Source organism: Stenotrophomonas sp. YJH_SMC_4 (genome assembly GCF_059371575.1).
Genome location: NZ_JCAFUR010000008.1, coordinates 51,773 through 70,953 on the forward strand (window position 1 = coordinate 51,773; position 19,181 = coordinate 70,953).

The 19,181-nt window shown below is 67.4% G+C and carries 13 protein-coding genes; 1 reads left to right on the plus strand and 12 read right to left on the minus strand.

Going from position 1 to position 19,181, the window contains the following annotated elements:
- Positions 1 to 5 precede the first annotated feature (5 nt).
- Genes AC5P9F_RS13380 through AC5P9F_RS13420 form a run of 9 tightly spaced genes read right to left on the minus strand, consistent with a single transcriptional unit; the run spans position 6 to position 12,354 of the window.
- Positions 6 to 1,814 (minus strand): hypothetical protein, encoded by a 1,809-nt coding sequence (locus tag AC5P9F_RS13380; RefSeq protein WP_495231985.1) that lies wholly within the window; start codon positions 1,812 to 1,814, stop codon positions 6 to 8.
- Positions 1,811 to 3,976 (minus strand): hypothetical protein, encoded by a 2,166-nt coding sequence (locus AC5P9F_RS13385; protein ID WP_099523758.1) that lies wholly within the window; start codon positions 3,974 to 3,976, stop codon positions 1,811 to 1,813. Before AC5P9F_RS13385 ends, AC5P9F_RS13380 begins: the two co-directional genes overlap by 4 nt.
- A complete protein-coding gene (locus AC5P9F_RS13390; protein WP_099529935.1) occupies positions 3,973 to 5,094 on the minus strand; it encodes a BatA domain-containing protein in 1,122 nt (373 codons plus the stop codon). The genes AC5P9F_RS13385 and AC5P9F_RS13390 overlap by 4 nt, the downstream gene beginning before the upstream one ends.
- Positions 5,091 to 5,987 carry a DUF58 domain-containing protein gene (locus AC5P9F_RS13395; RefSeq protein WP_274849985.1) on the minus strand — a complete coding sequence of 299 codons (897 nt, stop codon included), beginning with the start codon at positions 5,985 to 5,987 and terminating at the stop codon, positions 5,091 to 5,093. Before AC5P9F_RS13395 ends, AC5P9F_RS13390 begins: the two co-directional genes overlap by 4 nt.
- 7 nt (positions 5,988 to 5,994) lie before the next feature.
- Positions 5,995 to 6,978 (minus strand): AAA family ATPase, encoded by a 984-nt coding sequence (locus AC5P9F_RS13400; RefSeq protein WP_005407527.1) that lies wholly within the window; start codon positions 6,976 to 6,978, stop codon positions 5,995 to 5,997.
- A gap of 16 nt (positions 6,979 to 6,994) precedes the next feature.
- On the minus strand, positions 6,995 to 7,702 hold the full coding sequence (locus AC5P9F_RS13405; RefSeq protein ID WP_005411842.1) for a DUF4159 domain-containing protein: 708 nt from the start codon (positions 7,700 to 7,702) through the stop codon (positions 6,995 to 6,997).
- Entirely contained in the window at positions 7,702 to 9,036 is a 1,335-nt protein-coding gene (locus tag AC5P9F_RS13410) for a TldD/PmbA family protein (RefSeq protein WP_005407529.1), read from the minus strand. Before AC5P9F_RS13410 ends, AC5P9F_RS13405 begins: the two co-directional genes overlap by 1 nt.
- Positions 9,037 to 9,057: 21 nt before the next feature.
- A complete protein-coding gene (locus tag AC5P9F_RS13415; RefSeq protein WP_212561454.1) occupies positions 9,058 to 10,692 on the minus strand; it encodes a TldD/PmbA family protein in 1,635 nt (544 codons plus the stop codon).
- Between the two features lie 30 nt (positions 10,693 to 10,722).
- Complete coding sequence (locus tag AC5P9F_RS13420; RefSeq protein ID WP_162292022.1) at positions 10,723 to 12,354, minus strand: TldD/PmbA family protein; 1,632 nt, start codon at positions 12,352 to 12,354, stop codon at positions 10,723 to 10,725.
- 691 nt (positions 12,355 to 13,045) lie between these two features.
- On the opposite strand from AC5P9F_RS13420, the gene AC5P9F_RS13425 reads away from it, so the two are divergent.
- Positions 13,046 to 13,660 (plus strand): DUF938 domain-containing protein, encoded by a 615-nt coding sequence (locus AC5P9F_RS13425; protein WP_100438987.1) that lies wholly within the window; start codon positions 13,046 to 13,048, stop codon positions 13,658 to 13,660.
- On the opposite strand, the gene AC5P9F_RS13430 is transcribed toward AC5P9F_RS13425, so the two are convergent.
- The 3 genes from AC5P9F_RS13430 to AC5P9F_RS13440 form a co-directional block, all read right to left on the minus strand.
- Positions 13,661 to 14,983 (minus strand): type II toxin-antitoxin system HipA family toxin, encoded by a 1,323-nt coding sequence (locus AC5P9F_RS13430; RefSeq protein ID WP_038646246.1) that lies wholly within the window; start codon positions 14,981 to 14,983, stop codon positions 13,661 to 13,663.
- Positions 14,984 to 14,986: 3 nt separating this feature from the next.
- Positions 14,987 to 15,244, minus strand: coding sequence for a helix-turn-helix domain-containing protein (locus tag AC5P9F_RS13435; protein WP_005407534.1), 258 nt, complete (start codon positions 15,242 to 15,244; stop codon positions 14,987 to 14,989).
- 161 nt (positions 15,245 to 15,405) lie between these two features.
- Positions 15,406 to 19,092 carry an indolepyruvate ferredoxin oxidoreductase family protein gene (locus tag AC5P9F_RS13440; RefSeq protein WP_495231986.1) on the minus strand — a complete coding sequence of 1,229 codons (3,687 nt, stop codon included), beginning with the start codon at positions 19,090 to 19,092 and terminating at the stop codon, positions 15,406 to 15,408.
- Positions 19,093 to 19,181: the final 89 nt, after the last annotated feature.

Genomic DNA, 19,181 nt, shown 5'->3' on the forward strand with positions numbered 1-19,181 from the left:
CCGGGTCAGCGCCGCCGTTCCAGCCACCACAGCAGCGATGCGCACAACACGAACGCCAGCCACCACGGCCAGCGTGAGCCCGGCACGGGCTGCATCACCGACGCGTTCGCCGACGTGCTGGAGGCCAACGCCTGCGTGGTCGCATCGATCATCGCCTGCCGATGCAGTGCAGCGGCGTCCTTTGGGTCGAACACATAGCGCCAGACGATGCTGTCGCCATGCTGCAGGCGCTGCCAGCCTGCCTCACGGGGCCACCAGCCGGCGCAGCGCAGCGCCGACGTTGCACCATCGGCGATCAGCGGCACGCTGTCGCCACGCAGGTTGAAGGCCTGCAGCGGCGCCTGCACGCCGCACAGCGCCTGCCGTTCGCCTGCCCAGCTGATGGGCTGTGGTGACCACAGCGCATCACCGCTGCCCTGCGCGCGTGCCAGCGTGGCAACCACGTCGCTCCACAGTTCGCCGTGGCGGTCATCGCGGCCTGCCAGCACCCAGCGCCAGCTGTCGGTCAGCGGCAGCAGGCCGATGCGGCCCTTGCCGACCGCGCGCCAGCCGCCGACGGCCTGACCGCCCCGATCGTGCAGCAGCGCGTTGCTGCCCGGCGCCTGCAACGCCAGTGCTTCCAGCGAAGACAGCGCGGCACTGTGCGAGCTGCGGTCGGCCTCTTCGCCGTAGCCGGTCGGCAATGTGCCAGCGGCGAGCGGGCCACGGCGTGCGGCGAGGACCGCGCTTTCGCCATCGCCGGGAAGTTCGAGGGGGTGGCTGCTGCCATCACCCTGCACTGGCAGGCCCAGATCGCGAAGGCGTTGCCGCGCGCTGGCCGAAGGTGCGCCCGCACTGCGCACCAGCACGCCCAGTCCATCGCGCAGCGCCTGGCGCACGGCGGCCAGCTGGCCCGCACTCAATGCCGCCAGGCTGCGCTCGTCCAGCAGCAACAGATCGCTGCGCGTGAGCGATGCTGCATCGATCGACACCGCGCCATCGCCGATGCTGAGTCCGGCCCCGGTATCCGCCTGCACCTGCACACGGATGCCTGCATCGGCTGCCCAGCGCCGCAGGTACTTCAGCTCTGGACCCGGCGCGCCGGCGCGCACCAGCAGGCGCAGCGGTGCGGACGGCAGGGTCTGCTGCGGCACCGGTACGCTGTCCACCACATGGCCGTCGGCATCGAGCAGGCGCAGCTGGAACACGCTGCGGCCTTCGGCGCGGGCGACACCACTCAGCTGCACGCGGCCGTCGTCGGCAACCTCCGTGCGATCGACCACGCTGTCGGCCGGGTCGAGCAGTTCGGCCTTCGCCTTGGCCGCGCCACGCGCCTGCGCCAGCACGTCGAAGCGGGCACCGGGTGCGACATCGGCCGGCGGCTGCAGCGCGATCCAGCCGCGCGGCTCCGGTGCAGCCTGCCAACGCACATCCGGCGGCAGCACCGCGTCGCGGTCACGTGCGACCAGGCCCGCACCGACCAGCGTCAGCGTGGCGGCCGGATGCTGGCGCAGCGCGGTGGCCAGGTCGGGTACGCGCTGTGCGCCGGGCACATCGGCAGCTTCCGGCAACAGCAACAGCGGGCCTTCGCTGGCCGGGAGTGAGTCGGCCTTGCCCGCATCGACGCCAAGTACGACCAGCCCGCCTGCGGGCTGCTGGCGGGTGGGGGGCGCCAGGCAGAAATACAGCAGCGTGGCGACGACGATCTGCAGTGCGATCACGACCCACCGGCGGCCGGGGTGCGCAGTGTCCGCACGCGGCTGGCGCACGCTGGCGATGACCACGATCAGGGCGAGTGCCGGTGCAATCCACAGGTTCACAGCGGAGGCGTTCATGGCTGCGCCTCCAGCGCGTCGAGGTAGCGCTGGCCCATCGCATCGGCGGCACTGCGCCGCATCGTCTGTGGCAGAGGACGCTGCAGCGCCCGCCACAACTGTGCGCGCAGGCGCTGGCGGCAGTCGCCGCAGTCGGGCTCGATGCGCAGCTGCTCGATGGCCGCAGCCAGATCGAGTGCATCGGGCAGGTAGGCGGCGTTGCGCTGCTGCCAGGCCGCCAGCGCATCGAGATCCGGTGCGCCGTTGTCATCACCGAGGCGTTGCCAGGCTTCAACGATGGCCGGGTCCGGCGGGGTTCGCGCGGCCAACGGCAGTTCACGACTGGCCAGTCCGGCGCGATCACCGCCCAGCCGGCGGCTTTCATCGATGGGTGGCAGCTCCGGCCCGACCCGGGCCAGGTAGATGCGCTCGGCCTGTTGCACCTGCTTGATGAAGCCCAGCGCCTTGTAGGCAAATGGCAGCGCCTGCTCCGGGCGGCCCTGGCGCAGCTCGCCTTCGGCCGACCACATCTGATCCAGCGCGGCCTTCAACGTGGCGCGGGTCTGCGGATCGAGCAGGGTGGTCGCCTCGGCGTGGTCATGGGTGTGCCCGTATTCGGAAAGCACGTCGGTCTCGCTGCCGAACACCGGCGGGATATCTGCGTTGGCTGTACTGCCATGATCGTGGCCATGGTCGTCTTGCGCACCGGCCTGCGCGCCATGGTCGTGCTCGTGATCGTCGTCGTGGCCGTCTGCGGTCGGCGCATCGCTGGTGGGCAGGTCGCTGGTCGGCGGCGGCTTCGGCGCACCTTCGCTTTCCTCGCCCAGGAACTGGCCGTAGCGCAGGCGCAGGATGCGCTGGTCGACACCGATCGCATCGCTGCGCTTCACGAAGTCCTCGGCGGCCAGGCTGCGTCGCTGCCGGATCAGCGCTTCGGCATCGATGATGATCTGCCGCTGGCTGCGGAAATACGCAGGCAGGGTCTTCTTGATGCGGCCCTCGAGCTCTGCACCGAGCGCGACTTCGGCGCTGGGCAGGCGCAGGATCACGCTGCTGCTGCGCCCGGTCTGCGGCGTGGGTGCATGATTGTCGCGTACTTCCAGCTGGGCGATCACATCGTTGCCAGGCTGCGCGCCCAGCGCAGCCAGATCAAGGGTGTGGGCGAAACGCCGCGCGGTGGCTTCGCCGCTGCCGGCAAGCGTGACGCTGCGCTTCACGAAGGTGATGTTCTCACCGCTGCCCTGGGTAGTGGTGATCGACAGCGTTGCCTGCGCCGCGACACCGTAATCGTCGCTGGCCTCGAAGCGCAGTGCCCACTGCCGTTGCCCCGGCGTGCCCAGCACCAGGCTGGCCGTGGGCTCCAGTACGCGCACGCTGGGTGCACGGTCGGCCACCACATCCAGCCGATGCAGGCGGGTCTCTGCCAGCGCCGGTTCGCTCACCACGCGGTACAGCAGCGGCATACGTGCCACATCCTGCGCCTGCCACTGTCCTTCGCGCTCGATCAGTGGCAAGCGGCGACCATCGTGGAACTGCAGCCACGCCTTGTCCGGGGCGCGATCGAAGCGCAGGGACCAGGACAGCCGGCTGTCGGCGGCAACCTTCGCATCCAGCGCATTCTGGGTGAGCGTGGCCTGGCCGGTATAGGCCGGCGCGTCGATGCGCAGGCGGGTGGACTGCAGGCGCAGCGGGCCCGCAGCAGCAGCGCTGCCAGGCACCGGCGTGCGGACAGGCACGGAGCCGGGGCCGGAACGTGGCCAGCCGAATGCCAGCACAACAATGGCCAGGCCTGCGATCCAGCACAGCGCCAATGCCCCACGCGGCCAGCGTGGACGCAGCTCCGGCATCGCGCGTTCCAGCATGGCCAGCACATGCGTGCGCTGGCGCTGCTGCAGCGGATTGAGCGTGGCGGCATCGGCGAACAGCAGATCGGCACTGTCCTCGCTGGCACCGCTGCCATCGAGCTGGCGCTGCAGCCACTGCCGGTCCAGCTGGCGGACATGCGCAGTGGCGAAGGCCGCACACGCGAGCAGACTGACCGTGCCGACGACGCAGGCGGTATCGAAGCCTGCCAGACGCAGGGCCAGCACCGTGGCGGCCAGCGCCCATGGCAGGCCCAACAGCAGGGTGATGAGCGCACGGCGGCGGCGTGCGCGTTGCCAGGCGTGCTGCAGGGTGTTCATGCGGCCACCCTGCGCCGGGCGCTGCTGGCCATCCAGCGTTCCAGCGCGAACAGCAGCACGACGGCCAGCAACAGCCAAGGCGTGGGCTCACGCAGCGGTGGTGTTGCAGCAGGCAATGCGGCCCGCTGCGGTGCCTGGTCACGTGCATCGCCCAGGCGCGGGGCCGTAGGCGGCTGCAGCGCCAGCAGCAGGGCACGTGGCAGGCGCGGATCGCGCAGCGCAGGGTTGCTGGCGGCATTCCAGCCACCCGGCAGCGCCAGCAGATAGCCGTGGCCGATGCGTTGCTGCCACAGCAGCGGTGCGCCCTCGGCATCGCGCAGCAGGATGCGGGCGCTGGCAGCAGGCTTGCCGGCAGTCATGACACGACCGCCGCCGCGCAGCCACGCCTGCCAGTTCGCCGGCAGTGCATCGCTGCGGCTCCACACGCCGATCTCACCGCGCTCCGGCAGGGCATCCGCCGGCAGCGGAGCAAGCGGTGCCTGCACGCCCCACGCGCGCTGCAGTGCGTTCAACCAGCGCTGGGCAGTGGCCGAAGCATCGCTGTGCACGCGCAGGCGCGGCGACGTCGCGGCACTCGGTTGCGCAGTGACCGGCATCGGCTGCGTGTGCCACTGCACGTCGCGCGACAGCTGCAGGCGGGCACCATCCAGGCCGGGCAGGGGATCGGGAACGTGCACGGTCAATGCGGTGCCGACGGGCAGCTGCGCGTCCAGTTCGCGCAGCAGGCTGGGTAGGGAGGCGGTGGCTGCAGGGGGTGCCTGATCAATGGCGGGGAAGCCGGGTGCCAGCCAGTGCCAGTTGCCATCCTCGGCCGTTCCATGCAGGGTCGTAGCATCCAGTCCCGGCGCTACCACGGTCCATGCAGCGGGAGGCGCCGTCGGGCCAGTCAACACAGGTCGTGCCAGCAGCAGGGCCAGTGCGGCCAGCAACAGCAGGCGCACCAGCAGCAACGGCCAGTCATCGAAGCGGATGCGCTGGCGTGGCCGTATCTGCGCGCGCAGCCAGCGCAGCGCGGCGAAATCCAGTGGCGTGTACGGATGGCGGCGGGCCAGGTGGATCAGCAGCGGCAGCAACCCTGCAGCGAGCGCGGCCAGGCCGAGCGGGAACAGCAGGGTCATGCATCGCCCCCACGGCCAAACAGCGCCTGCAGCGCCTGGTCCAGCGGCTGGTCGAGCCAGCCGGTGGCACTGGCAATCCCGTTGGCCTGCAGGCGCGCATGCAATGCGCTGCGTGCGTCGGCGAAGCGCTGCAGGTAGTCAGCGCGGATCGCCGCGCCATCGCCCAGCAGTTCCTCGCCGGTCTCCGGGTCGCGGAAGCGGTGGCCGGCGTCGAACGGGAAGTCGCGCTCGTCGGCGGTGAGGATCTGCAGCAGTGTCACTTCGCGGCGCGCGCTGGCCAGTTGTTCCAGCAGCACGATGCCGGCATCGTCGAAGCCATCGCCGATTGCCAGCAGCAGGTCGCCCGGGCGCACGCGCTCCCACAGCGGCCGAAGGCGATCGGCCGCAGGCCAGGCGCCGCGCGCCTGCAGGGCATGCAGTTGCAGATGCACGCGATCACGCTGGCGTGCGCCGTTCGCCGCGGGGACCAGCTGCAGGCCATCGCCATTGATTGCCAGCAGGCCGAAACGGTCACCCTGCTGCAAGGCCAGCTCAACCAGGCACGCGGCCACGCCGCGCATATGGTCCAGACGCGAGTGCTGCGGTACCGCGCGATCCGCCTGATTGGCCGAAGCGGTGGCGTCTAGCAGCAGCCAGACCGTGATCGGGCTTTCCCGTTCGGACTCGCGCACGAAGAAGCGGTCCGAGCGTGCATACAGCTTCCAGTCGATCTGGCGGAGTTCGTCTCCCGGTTCGTAGGCACGGTACTGGGCGAATTCGAGGCCGGCACCGCGGCTGCGGCTGGCGTGCTGGCCGATGTCACTGGCACCGCTGGCCAGGCGCGGCCGCAACCGCAGCAGGCGCAGGCGCGCACGCAGTTCCGGCGGCAGGGTCAACGGCGTACCTGCGTTCACGCGTGGCTCAACCCGGGAAGGGCACGGCCTGCAGCAGCGCGGCGACCACGTCGTCGGCACGCTTCTGCTCGGCCTCGGCGGCGAACGACAGCAGCAGGCGATGGCGCATCACCGGCGCGGCCAGCGCCTGCACGTCCTCGCGGGTGGCGGCGAAACGGCCCTGCAGCAGTGCGCGTGCCTTCGCTGCCAGCACCAGCGACTGGCCGGCACGCGGGCCGGCGCCCCACTTCACCCATTGGTTGATCGCCGCCGGAGCACCGTCGCCGGGCCGGCTGGCGCGCACCAGGCGGGTGATCCAGGCCAGCACATCCGGGCTGACATGCACCTGGCGCACCGCGGCCTGCAGCGCGATCACCGCGTCGGCATCCATCACCTTCGGCACCGCGTCGGTGGCACCGCCGGTGGTCTGTTCCAGGATCTGCCGCTCCTCGTCTTCGCTGGGGTAATCCACCAGCACGTGCAGCAGGAAGCGGTCCAGCTGCGCTTCCGGCAGCGGGTAGGTTCCGGCCTGCTCGATCGGGTTCTGCGTGGCCAGCACGAAGAACGGCGCGGGCAGCGCGTAGGTGGTACCAGCGTAGCTGACCGTGCGTTCCTGCATCGCTTCCAGCAGTGCGGCCTGGGTCTTGGGCGGGGTGCGGTTGAGTTCGTCGGCCAGCAGCAGGTGGGTGAAGATCGGGCCCTGCTGGAAGCGGAAGTGGCGATGGCCGGTGCCGTGGTCTTCCTCCAGCAGCTCGGTGCCGAGGATGTCGCTGGGCATCAGGTCGGGGGTGAACTGCACGCGCCGGAACTGCAGCTCCAGTGCCTGGCCGAGCGAGCGCACCAGCAGGGTCTTGCCGAGCCCGGGTGCGCCTTCCAGCAGGCAGTGTCCGCCGGCCAGCAGGCCGATCAGCAGCTGCTCGACCACGGTGTTCTGGCCCACCACTGCGCGTGCGAGCGCGGCGCGCAGCTCATCCAGGCGCGGCAGCAGGGAATCGAGGTCGGGGGAGGTCATGGGCGTGCAGGTCCTATCAGTTGTTCAACGCGTACATCACGATGTTGACGCCGAAGCGGGTGTTGTCTTCGGCCAGGAAGCGCTTGTTGCGCCAGTCGTAGTCCCACTCGCAGCCGTAGTCCTTGTTGCTGTACAGCAGGCCCAGGCGGCCGTCGACCTCGATGCCCTTCAGGTAGTCGTGCACCAGGTCGTCGCCCCAGCCGTTGAGTTCGAAGCTGGTGGCAGGCGGGCCATCCGGGAAGCGGAAGAAACTGCGGTACAGCGGGTGGCTGTTGGGCAGCTTCTGCAATGCCCTGGGCCCGAACAGGCGACCCATCTGCGCCTCGAACGAGGTAGCGAACAGGCCGTCGATATCGTGGTTGCAGTCGTCGACGAAGACGAAGCCGCCATTGCGCACGTAGCGCACGAAGTTCTGCCGCTCGGCGGCGTTGAATTCCACCAGCGTGTGCCCGGCCAGGTAGCAGAACGGCGCTTCCAGCATGCGTGGGTCGGCCAGCGCCACCACGTGTTCCTGCGGGTCCACGCGCAGCGAGGTGTAGTCGATCAGCGAGGTGATCAGGTTGGACGGCATGCGCGCGTCCACGTCCCAGTCACCGGAGTCGTACTGAAGGCGGGTGAACCAGAAGTCGTAGCGCGAACTGCGCGGGCCTGCCTGTGCCCAGGCTGGCAGCGCCGCCGCCGAAGCGGCAGCGGCCAACCAGCGCAGGCAGGCCCGGCGATCCATCAGACCGCGTCGGACAGCGAAGTGAAGGTGAAATCGCGCAGCTTCATCGGCGGGATCATCATCACGTAGCTGGATTCATCACCGGCCACGCGCACCGGCTTGCCCAGCTCTTCGATGTTGTTGAGCATGATCACCGGCGATTCGTTGAAGCGGAAGTTCTTCACCGGATGCTTGATCTGGCCGTTCTCGATGTAGAAGGTGCCGTCGCGGGTCAGGCCGGTCAGCAGCACGGTCTGCGGATCGACCATGCGGATGTACCAGGTGCGGGTGACCAGGATGCCCTTCTGGGTGCCGCGAACCAGTTCGGCGGTGCTCTTGTCGCCACCGCTCATCAGCAGGTTGCCCGGCGACGCCTTGGCGGTCTTGCCCTGCTTCTGCGCCCAGAAGCGCGAGTAGTCCAGGTTGGCGATCCTGCCGTTCTCGATGATGGCCATGCGCTCGCGGGGCAGGCCCTCGTTGTCCCAGGGCAGCACCGGTGCGTCCGGATGCCAGGGGTCGGCGATCATGGTCACGCGCGGGTCGTAGACCTGCTCGCCCAGCTTGTTGCCGCCGCCCTTCTTGGACAGGAAGCTGCGGCCTTCATCGGCCGAGCGTGCGCTGAAGAAGTTCATCATGAAGCTGATCAGGCCGGCCGCCGCAGCCGGCTCCAGGATCACCGTGTACTTGCCCGGTTCCAGCGCTTTGGCTTCGGCCGATTCGGTGGCCTTGCGCATGGCGATGCGGATGTCCTGGTCCGCCTTGAAGTCAGCCGCATCCTTCAGGTTGCGGCCGACCCAGCCCGAACCACGGCCATCCTCGGTGCGCACGGTGCAGGTGTAATTGAAGTTGGTGGTGCGCTGGTAGGCGAAGTTGCCGTTGCTGTTGGCGGTGGCCTGGAAGCCCTGGCCGTCTTCGAGGAAGCCGGCGGCGATCAGGCCATGGCCACGGCACGGCGCGATTGAATCTGCGGCAACCTTGGCACGGAAAGCCGGATCGATCGCGGCAGTGGATTCGCTGAAGGTGGGGCTGGCGCGGTAGGTCTGCTTGCCGATGGCCGGCATGAACTCCGGGTTTTCCGGGGCCAGGCGGGCCAGGTCTTCGGCACGGCGCACCACGCGTTCCAGCGCGGCATCGTCGAACTCGTTGATCGAGGCCGTGCCGACGCGCTTGCCGAAGGCAACGGTGACCGCCAGTTCGGTGTTGTCGACGATGCCGCTGGTGGAGACATTGTTCAGTGCGAAACGGATGTTGCCGTCGATCGCGCCGGCCAGCACGGCGGTGCATTCGTCGGCCTTGGACAGGGCGATGACCTTGTCGAGGATGGCCTTGGCCTGGGCTTCGGTGAAGATACTCATGGTGTAAGGGCTCCTGACCGATCAGCCGAGGCTGCGTGCGGTGTTGATGACGTTGATGCCGTTGAAGCGCGCGGTGGACGAACCGTGCGAGACCGCCGAGACCTGGCCCGGCTGGCCCTTGCCGTCGAAGAACGAACCGCCCAGGCGGTAGTCACGCTCGTCGGCCACGGCGGTGCAGGCGTTCCAGAACTCCGGCGTGCGGATCTGGTAGGCCACGTCTTCCAGCATGCGGGTGATCTGGCCGTTCTTGATCTCGTAGAACAGCTGGCCGCCGAACTGCGCGTTGTAGCGCTGCTGGTCGATCGAGAACGAACCATCACCGATGATGTAGATGCCGTTCTCCACGTCCTTGATCAGGTCCGGCACGCTCAATGGCTTCTTGCCCGGTGCCATCGACACGTTGGCCATGCGCTGGAACTGCACGCTGGACCACGAGTCGGCATAGCAGCAGCCGTCGGATTCGGTCTTGCCGAGGATGTGGGCCTGGTCGCGGATGGTCTGGTAGTCCACCAGCTTGCCGTTGCTGATCAGGTCCCAGCGCTTGCACTTCACGCCTTCATCGTCGTACGCCACTGCGCCGAGGCTGCCCGGCTGGGTCTTGTCGGCGAAGATGTTGACCAGCTCGCTGCCGTACTGGAAATGCTGTTCGCGCTTGTCCAGGGTGGCGAAGCTGGTACCGGCGTAGTTGGCTTCGTAGCCGAGCACGCGATCCAGTTCCAGCGGGTGGCCGATCGATTCGTGGATGGTCAGCCAGGTGTGCGACGGGTCGAGCACCAGGTCGTACTTGCCCGGCTTCACCGACGGTGCCTTCAGCTTTTCCTGCGCCTGCCGGGCAGCGGCGATGGCGTCTTCCTTCATGTCGTAGGAAGAACTGTAGTTGACCACGCCATTGGGGCTGACCACCTTGCCGGCGGCGGCGCCGTCCAGGTACTCGTAGCCCAGGCCCATCGGCGAGGACAGGCCCGAACGAGTGCGGAACTTGCCGCTGGCCTTGTCGATGGCGGTGACCGTCATCGGCGCCCAGATGCGGTGCACGTCCTGGTCGATGTAGGAACCATCGGTGGAAGCGAAGTACTTCTGCTCGTTGACCAGGAACAGCATCGAATTGACGAAGCTGGCGCCAGCGCCCATTGCGGCGGCGTTGACGTCCAGCAGCAGCCCGACCTTGTCCTTGATCGGCACCTCCATCGCATTCTTGCGGATCGGCGTGCGCCAGCTCACCTCACCGACGCCCGGCGCCTTGGCCAGCTGCACCGGCGCGGTCTGCACGCCGGCATTGGCCTTGGCGATCGCCGCCGCCTGCTGCGCGGCCTTGGCCACATCGGCCGTACCCAGCGCATTGGTGGCGGCAAAGCCCCAGGCGCCGTTGACGATCACGCGGATGCCCACGCCGGTGGACTCGGTGTTCACCACGTTCTGCACCTTGTCCTCGCGGGTGATCACGAACTGCCGCAGGTAACGGCCGATGCGCACGTCGCAGTAGGTGGCGCCGGCCTGGCGGGCGGCGGCCAGCGCCGCATCGGCCAGGCGCTTCTTCAGCCCCAGGTCCAGCGAGCTCTGCAGCTGTTCGGCGGCGATCACCTTGCCGAAGAAGGAGGGCACGATCAGCCCGCCCGCGGTAAGCCCGGTCAGGGCCAGGAAGTCACGTCTTTGCAAGGCTGCTCTCCATGTCGAAGGATGGGTGGCTCAAGCGCCGAGACTGCGCGCGGTGTTGATGATGTTGATGCCGTTGAAGCGGGTGGTGGACGAACCGTGCGAGACCGCCGAGACCTGGCCGGGCTGGCCCTTGCCGTCGAAGAACGAACCGCCCAGGCGGAAGTCGCGTTCATCGCAGATGGCCGTGCAGGCATTCCAGAATTCCGGCGTTCGGATCTGGTAGGCCGCATCCTCGACCATGCCGGCGATCTTTCCGTCCTTGATCTGGTAGTACAGCTGGCCGCCGAACTGCGCGTTGTAGCGCTGCTGGTCGATCGAATACGAACCGCGGCCGTGGATCCAGATGCCGTTCTCCACGTCCTTGATCATGTCCTCGACGCTGAGCGGTTGCTTGCCCGGTGCCAGCGAGACATTGGCCATGCGCTGGAACTGCACGCTGGACCAGGAATCGGCATAGCTGCAGCCATGCGATGCATCGCGGCCGAGGATATGGGCCTCGTCGCGGGTGGCCTGGTAGTCAACCAGGATGCCGTCGCGCACCAGGTCCCAGCGCTGGGTCTTGACGCCTTCGTCGTCGTAGCCGACCGCACCGAGGCTACCCGGCTGGGTCTTGTCGGCGAAGAAGGTGACGATGTCGCTGCCCCAGCGGAAACCGGCATCGCGCTTGTCCAGCGTGGCGAAGCTGGTGCCGGCGTAGTTGGCTTCGTAGCCGAGCACGCGGTCCAGCTCCAGCGGGTGGCCGACGTTCTCGTGGATGGTCAGGAACAGGTTGGACGGGTCCAGCACCAGGTCGTACTTGCCGGGCTTCACCGACGGCGCCTTCAGCTTCTCGCGCGCGTGGCGGGCGGCGGCGATGGCGTCCTCGACCGGGTCGTAGGAATCGCGGTAGGCGGTGATGCCACCGGGCAGCTGCACCTTGCCACTCGCATCGCCATCGAGGAACTCGTAGCCCATGCCCATCGGCGAGGACAGGCCAGCGCGGGTACGGAACCTGCCGCTGGCCTTGTCGATGGCGGTGGTGGTGAACGGCAGCCAGATGCGGTGGATGTCCTGGTCGATGAACGAGCCGTCGCTGGAGGCGAAGTACTTCTGTTCGTTGACCAGGAACAGGGTGGAATTGATGTAGTCGGCACCCGCATTCAGCGCCGCGGCGTTGAGCGCCAGCAGCAGTTCGACCTTGTCCTGGATCGGCACCGCCATTGCGTTCCTGCGGATCGGGGTCTTCCAGCGCACCTCGCCGACCGACGGCGTCGGCGCCAGCTGCACCGGCCGGGTCTGGATGCTGGCGTTGGCGCGTGCGATTGCGGCCGCCTGCTCGACTGCGGCGCGCACGGCGGCCTCGGTCTGCTGATGGGTGGCGGCGAAGCCCCAGGCGCCGTTGACGATCACGCGCACGCCCACGCCGGACGACTCGCGGTTGGTCACATTGCCGACCTGGTGTTCGCGGGTGATGACCGACTGGTTGAGATAGCGGCCGATGCGGACATCGCAGTAGCTGGCCTTGGCAGTGCGTGCGGCGGCCAGCGCCACGTCCGCCAGGCGCCTGCGCTGGGCGGTATCGACCGGGGCGAGCAGCTGCTCGACGGCGATGGCACGGGAATGCGGCAGCAGCAGGCCCGCCAGGCCCAGACCGGAAAAAGCCAGGAACTCACGTCGTTGCACAGCGTTTCTCTCTCTCGCTTGCGTGCGGTTGGCAATGGGCCGGACCGATCACGTCAACTCCTCGACTTTCGCCAGCGCGGGGCGTGGGGACAAGTGACTGCAGTCATGGTTGGGGGTGTTTCGGCAGGGCTGCGCCCTGCACCTGCTCAGAGCAACGGCAACGGCCAAAGCCAGAGCCAGAGCGGCATTCCGTGGGATGGCGGGGCGGTGTGGGTGGGCAGGACACGCCGTAAACCCGTCCCTGGGGGCTCGATGGCGCCATCCATGGCGCCAACGGTCCTGCCCACCCACACCGCCCCACCTCTGACAGCTGGCCGGTGGCTGTTGGTGGGTGCCGACCGTTGGTCGGCACATCTGTCAGATATCGAATGAAATTCGGGGTCAGATCCGTTTTCCTGCGGAAAACGGATCTGAACCCAGGAGCCGTTCCAACAGATCGCAGAAAACTGTCGAAGGCGGGGTGGGTCCGGTTGCGGGGGTGTCCGCGGCATGGATGCCGCGGCCAAGCCCCCACGGACGGGTTTACGGCGTCCCCCGCAACCGGACCCACCCCGCCATCCCACAGGAAGCCCGCTGTTGCTGTTGCTTTGGCTGTTGCCGTTGCTCCGGCTTCTGCGGGTGCAGGGCGCAGCCCTGCCGAGCAACACCCCCTCGTGCACAATGGAGCCGACCCCGCCCGGACCCCGTCCTGATGTCGAGCAAGCCGAATTCAGAAGCCTGCGAGCGCAACCGCGAACCCATCGCCACCGCACTCGACCCGTGGATGGGCGACCGCCATCGGGTGCTGGAGATCGGCAGTGGCACCGGCCAGCATGCGGCCTTCTTCGCCGAGCGCTGGCCGTGGCTGCGCTGGCAGCCCAGCGATCACCCGGACCATCTGCCCGGCATCGAGGCCTGGCGCGCCGAGGCGGCGCTGCTGAACCTGCTGCCGCCGGCGGCGCTGCAGGTGGAACTGCCACCGGCGCCCGGGCTCAGCCTGCCACAGGGCAGCACGTTCGATGCGGCGTTCACTGCCAATACCCTGCACATCATGGGCTGGGAGCACGTGCAGGCGTTGTTTGCCGCGCTGCCGCCGCTGCTGCGCCACGGTGCGCTGCTGGCGGTCTACGGCCCGTTCAACTACGGCGGCCGCTACACCAGCGACAGCAACGCGCAGTTCGATGCGTGGCTGAAGGCACGTGACCCGCGCAGCGGCATCCGCGATGTGGAAGCCGTGCAGGCGCTGGCCGAGGACAACGGCTTCACCCGCCTGCGCGACGTGGCGATGCCGGCCAACAACCGCCTCCTGCTGTGGCGGTTTGGGTGATCAAGCCTCGGGGGCCATGCTGGAAAGGCGTGCTGCCGCAGCACGAAGTCCGTTGAAAATCGGTTCGGACACGTTTGAGGGGAAGTCATCCGGGAGCTGACGGGTGACCTGCTGGATGGCGGGCTCGACGGCCGCGATCAATGTCTTGATCCATGGTTCTGCACCATCGGCAACGCCGCAGGCGCGCGCGGTTTCATTCCAGTGCCGCCGTCGCACAAGGTGCAGTTTCCGGTGGCGGTTCTTGCCATGTACGGCCATGGCGAGCTGTGCGTTTCGTGGATCGAGTTGATTGGGTCCCCTGCCGAGGATGGGATATACCGACAGCACGTCGTAGACGGGCGTCAGGCGGAAGCGTCCACCGGCTTCCAGGTGAACACTGAAATTCTTGGCATGGCCGTCGGTTGCGGCCAGCATCCAGAAAAGAATCTGCGTCTTGAAGAAGATCGCGCGATCCTCGGGGTGTTCGGACTGTCGAAGCAGATCCATGATCGGAACGATACCGGGGCCGCCATCGGATTCATACTTTCTGGCAGCCGGCAGACCAAAGACCTGACACATGTCTTCCTGTGGCAGTCGCAGCCACCACCGGCGGTCGGCAGACAGGCGACGGTCAAACCGCTCGACAATGAGAGCACGTTGGTCGTTGAAGCGGCCCATCTGCGTCTCGGCCACGGGGATATCAAAGGCGGAAAGCAGATGCATGCACAGCCATTCATTCTCCACGGACTGATGCATGTCTGCCCGCATGTTGCCAACAATGCCAAGCGGCAGCTTGAAGATGTGAGTGGATGGTGTGTTGCCGGTAGGAATGCACCATTTGCCAGCATGCAGCAGAAGACCGGTCTTTTCCTGCGCACCGGCGATGGAAATGCGGAATGCATCATCACGGCTGGGTGCGCCAGGCAGGTTCCCTGTCGTCACCTGACGCAGGATCGTAGCGACACCTGCTTCGTCCAACACCTCGCACGTGATCTGCTGGATGTCTTCGGGTGGATGCGCAGGCGGCAACAGCTGCACTGCGCCGACACAATCCCGTCCAATGGCTTCAAGAAGATCGAACGTATCGCTGCCGCGCGTGGCGAACCGGTCGCGGATCCGGTTGCGTATGGCGACGTTATCGGGAAGAAGGTTATCGAAGTAGTCGTTGACGACGTTGCCCCGATGGCTCTCGCCATCTGGGAGCAGGGGTAGAGAGAGCGACAACGGTCGGGACTGGGGCGAGCTGATCCACTGGCTGACATACGACAACCGGGATGACCCGTTCCGGACATCATCCCAAAGTGCGACTTCCACACCATTCATCCAGACCTGCAGCGTACCCATGGCTCACCACTCCAATGACGACGTGTTCTCCTGGGGACTTCGTTGCTGGAGGCTGACCTCCAGACCCAGCACCGCCCAGATCCGCATCAGGCGTTCAAAACTTGCCGATGCAGGGTCGCGTTCCAGCGCGCCCACTGCCTGGCGGCTGATCCCGAGTCGCTCCGCCAGCTGAGCCTGGCTCAGGCCCGCCTGGCGCCGGAAAGCACGCATCAGGGGCGCAAGTTGTTGGGCTGTCCTCACTGTGTGCAGCGGCCTGTCCATACCGGCAGTCCTCAAGGAAAGATGACCGTACGCCAACGCGTACGCAAAGGATAGGTTGCTTTACGACAAGCAACCTATCGCTTTCTCGCTGAGGAGGCAACCTATCGATTGCTATATCGCTATGCAACCTATAGGTTGCCTTTCCATGACGCAGCGCCGCGTCAAGCCACCTGCACGATGTGCAGCGCCTTCGGGTTGCGCCACTGCGCCAGCAGGGCAGCCTCGCGCGCCTTGGCCTGTTCGTAGTGCGCTTCCTTGACGTGGCCGAAGCCGCGGATGTGCTCGGGGATGCTGGCAATCTCCACCGCCAGCGCCAGGCGGTCGTCATCCAGGCCATCCAGCAGCACCTGCACGGTCGCCTCGTAGTCACCGATCAGCTTGCGCTCCATGCGGCGTTCCTCGGTGCGGCCGAACACGTCGAGTCGGCCGCCACGCAGGAACTTCAGCTTGGCCAGCAGGCTGAAGGCCTTGAACATCCACGGGCCGTATTCCTTCTTCAGCAACCGGCCCTGCTCGTCCTTCTTCGCGAACAGCGGCGGCGCCAGGTGGAAGCGCAACTGGTAATCGCCCTCGAACTGCTGCTGCAGGCGGCGCTGGAAGTCACCGCTGGTGTACAGGCGGGCCACTTCGTACTCGTCCTTGTAGGCCATCAGCTTGAACAGGTAGCGGGCGACGGTCTCGGTCAGCGCAGTGGAACCGCCGATGCGCTCGGCCTCGGTGGCGCGCACGCGTGCCACCAGATCACGGTAGCGCTTGGCATAGGCAGCGTCCTGGTAATCGACCAGGAAGGCGGCGCGACGCTCGATCATTTCGTCCAGCGAACGCGACAGGCGTGCGTCGTCCAGCGGCAGGAATGCCACGTCGCCACCGTGCGAGGGCAGGCCACGCAGCTCGCGTTCGTCGCCGGTGTTGCGCGGTGCCGTGGTCGCACCCCATTCATTGCCTTCCCACTCGCCCGGCGGCAGCGGGTGCAGCGGGCCGGGGGTGGACTCGGTATCGGTGTGGCGGTTGCGCACCAGGCCGGCGGCCTGCTGCACGGCCTGCGGGTCGACCACCGCCAGGCGGCCCCAGGCAAAGGCCTGCTGGTTCATCGCCACGGCGGCGCCATTGAGTTCGATGGCGCGCATCAGCGACTCGAACGACAGCGGCACCAGGCCCTGCTGCCAGGCGTAGCCGAGGATGAACAGGTTGGCGGCGATGGCATCGCCCAGCAGCGCGGTGGCCAGCTGGGTGGCATCGAGCAGCAGCGGCTCCTGGCCGCCCAAGGCTACGCGCACACCGGCGATGATGTCGGCGGCGGGGAACTGCATGTCCGGACGGGTGGTGAACGTGCCCGGCATCGCTTCGTAGGTGTTCAGCACCACCTGCGAACGGCCGGCGCGCACCTTCGAAAGCGCCCAGTAGTCGTTGACCACCACCATGTCGCAGCCCAGCACCAGGTCGGCTTCACCGGCGGCGATGCGCACGGCGTGGATGTCATCCGGGCGGCGTGCGATGCGGATGTGCGTGGTCACCGCGCCACCCTTCTGCGCCAGGCCGGTCTGGTCGAGCACGGTCGCGCCCTTGCCTTCCAGGTGGCCGGCCATGCCCAGCAGTGCACCGATGGTCACCACGCCGGTACCGCCGACGCCGGTGATCAGGATGTTCCAGGGTTGTTCCAGCGTGCCGCGGATGGTTGGTGCCGGCAGATTGTCCAGCAGCGTGGAGGCATCGCGCTTGCTGCCCTTGCGCGGCTGGCCACCGTGTACGGTGACGAAGCTCGGGCAGAAGCCGTTCACGCACGAATAGTCCTTGTTGCAGTTGGACTGGTCGATCTCGCGCTTGCGCCCGAACTCGGTTTCCTTCGGCAGCACCGACACGCAGAAGCTCTTCTTGCCGCAGTCGCCGCAACCCTCGCAGACCAGCGAATTGATCAGCACCCGCTTCTGCGGATCTTCCAGCTTGCCGCGCTTGCGGCGGCGACGCTTCTCGGTGGCGCAGGTCTGTTCGTAGATCAGGATCGAAACACCCTTCACTTCGCGCAGGCGCTTCTGCACCTCCTCCAGTTCGCTGCGGTCGTGGAACTCCACGTCGCTGGGGAAGTGCTCGCGCTGGCCGGTCCACTTGCCGATGTTGTCCGACAGCACCACGATGGTGTGGATGCCTTCGGCGCGCATCTGCCGTGCGATGTCGGGCACGCTCAGCGGGCCGTCCACCGGCTGGCCGCCGGTCATCGCCACCGCATCGTTGTAGAGGATCTTGTAGGTGATGTTGACGCCGGCCGCGACCGCCTGGCGGATCGCCAGCGAGCCGCTGTGGAAATAGGTGCCGTCGCCCAGGTTCTGGAACACGTGCGGGGTATCGGTGAACGGCGCCTGCCCGGCCCAGGTCACGCCTTCGCCGCCCATGTGGGTGAAGGTGTCGGTGCTGCGGTCCATCCAGGTCACCATGTAATGGCAACCGATGCCGGCCAGTGCCCGCGAGCCTTCCGGCACCTGGGTGGAGGTGTTGTGCGGGCAGCCCGAGCAGTAGTGCGGCACGCGCGGGAAGCTGGCGCGCGGCAACGCAAGCTCGGCTTCCTTCTGCTGCATCCACTGCAGGCGTTGTTCAATGGATTCGTTGTTGAAGAACTTCTGGATGCGGCGGCCGATCACGCCGGCGATGGTGGCCGGGGTCAGTTCGCCGGTGGACGGCAGGATCCATTCGCCACTCTCGTCGTACTTGCCGACGATGGACGGGCGCTGGCCCCAGCTGGCCGGCCAGTTGAAGAACTGTTCCTTCATCTGGCGCTCGATGAAGGCACGCTTCTCCTCCACCACGATGATGTCTTCCAGGCCCTGCGCGAAGCGCGCGATGCCCTGCGGTTCCAGCGGCCAGGTCATGCCGACCTTGTACACGCGGATGCCGATGTCGGCGCACGCGGCTTCGTCCAGGCCCAGGTACTCCAGCGCCTGCAGCACGTCCAGGTAGCTCTTGCCGGTGGTGACGATGCCCAGCCGCGCGCGCGGCGCATCCATCACCACCTTGTCGATGCCGTTGGCGCGGGCAAAGGCCTGCGCGGCCTTCACCGCATAGCGGTGCAGGCGCATTTCCTGGTCCAGCGGCGGGTCCGGCCAGCGGATGTTGAGGCCACCCGACGGCATCTCGAAGTCTTCCGGCAGCACGATGCGGCGCGCCATCGGATCGACCTGCACCGACGCCGACGATTCCACCGTCTCGGCGATCGTCTTGAAGCCGACCCAGCGGCCGGTATAGCGGCTCATCGCCCAGCCCAGCAGGCCCATGTCGAGGATGTCCTGCACGCCGGCCGGGTTCAGCACCGGCATCATCGCGCTGACGAACTCGTCCTCGCTGCCATGCGGCAGGGTCGAACTGCGGCAGGCATGGTCATCGGCGGCCAGTGCCAGCACGCCACCATGGCGCGAGGTGCCGGCCGCATTGGCATGCTTGAACACGTCGCCGCAGCGGTCCACGCCCGGTCCCTTGCCGTACCACATGCCGAACACGCCCTGCACGTTGGCGCCGGGGAACAGGTTGGTCTGCTGGGTGCCCCATACCATGGTGGCGCCCAGGTCCTCGTTCAGGCCGGGGGTGAACTTCACCTTGGCCGCTTCCAGATGCTTGCGCGCGCGCCACAGTTCCAGGTCGAAGCCACCCAGCGGGCTGCCACGGTAGCCACTGACGAAGCCAGCGCTGTCGATGCCTTCGGCGGCATCGCGCAGGCGCTGCATCAGCGGCAGCCGCACCAGTGCCTGCACGCCACTCAGGTAGATCCGCCCCTCGTTGCGGGTGTACTTGTGGTCGAGCGTGTAATCACGGTCGAGCAGGTCGGCGGAAGAGGGCGAAGTGAGTTGCGCGGTACTGGTCATGGCTGGCCCGGTAGGATCGGCTGGCACCGGCCGCGTGCAGGCACGCGGCGGGAAAGGCGCGAATTGTAGCAGCGGGGCCGTGGTGGGCC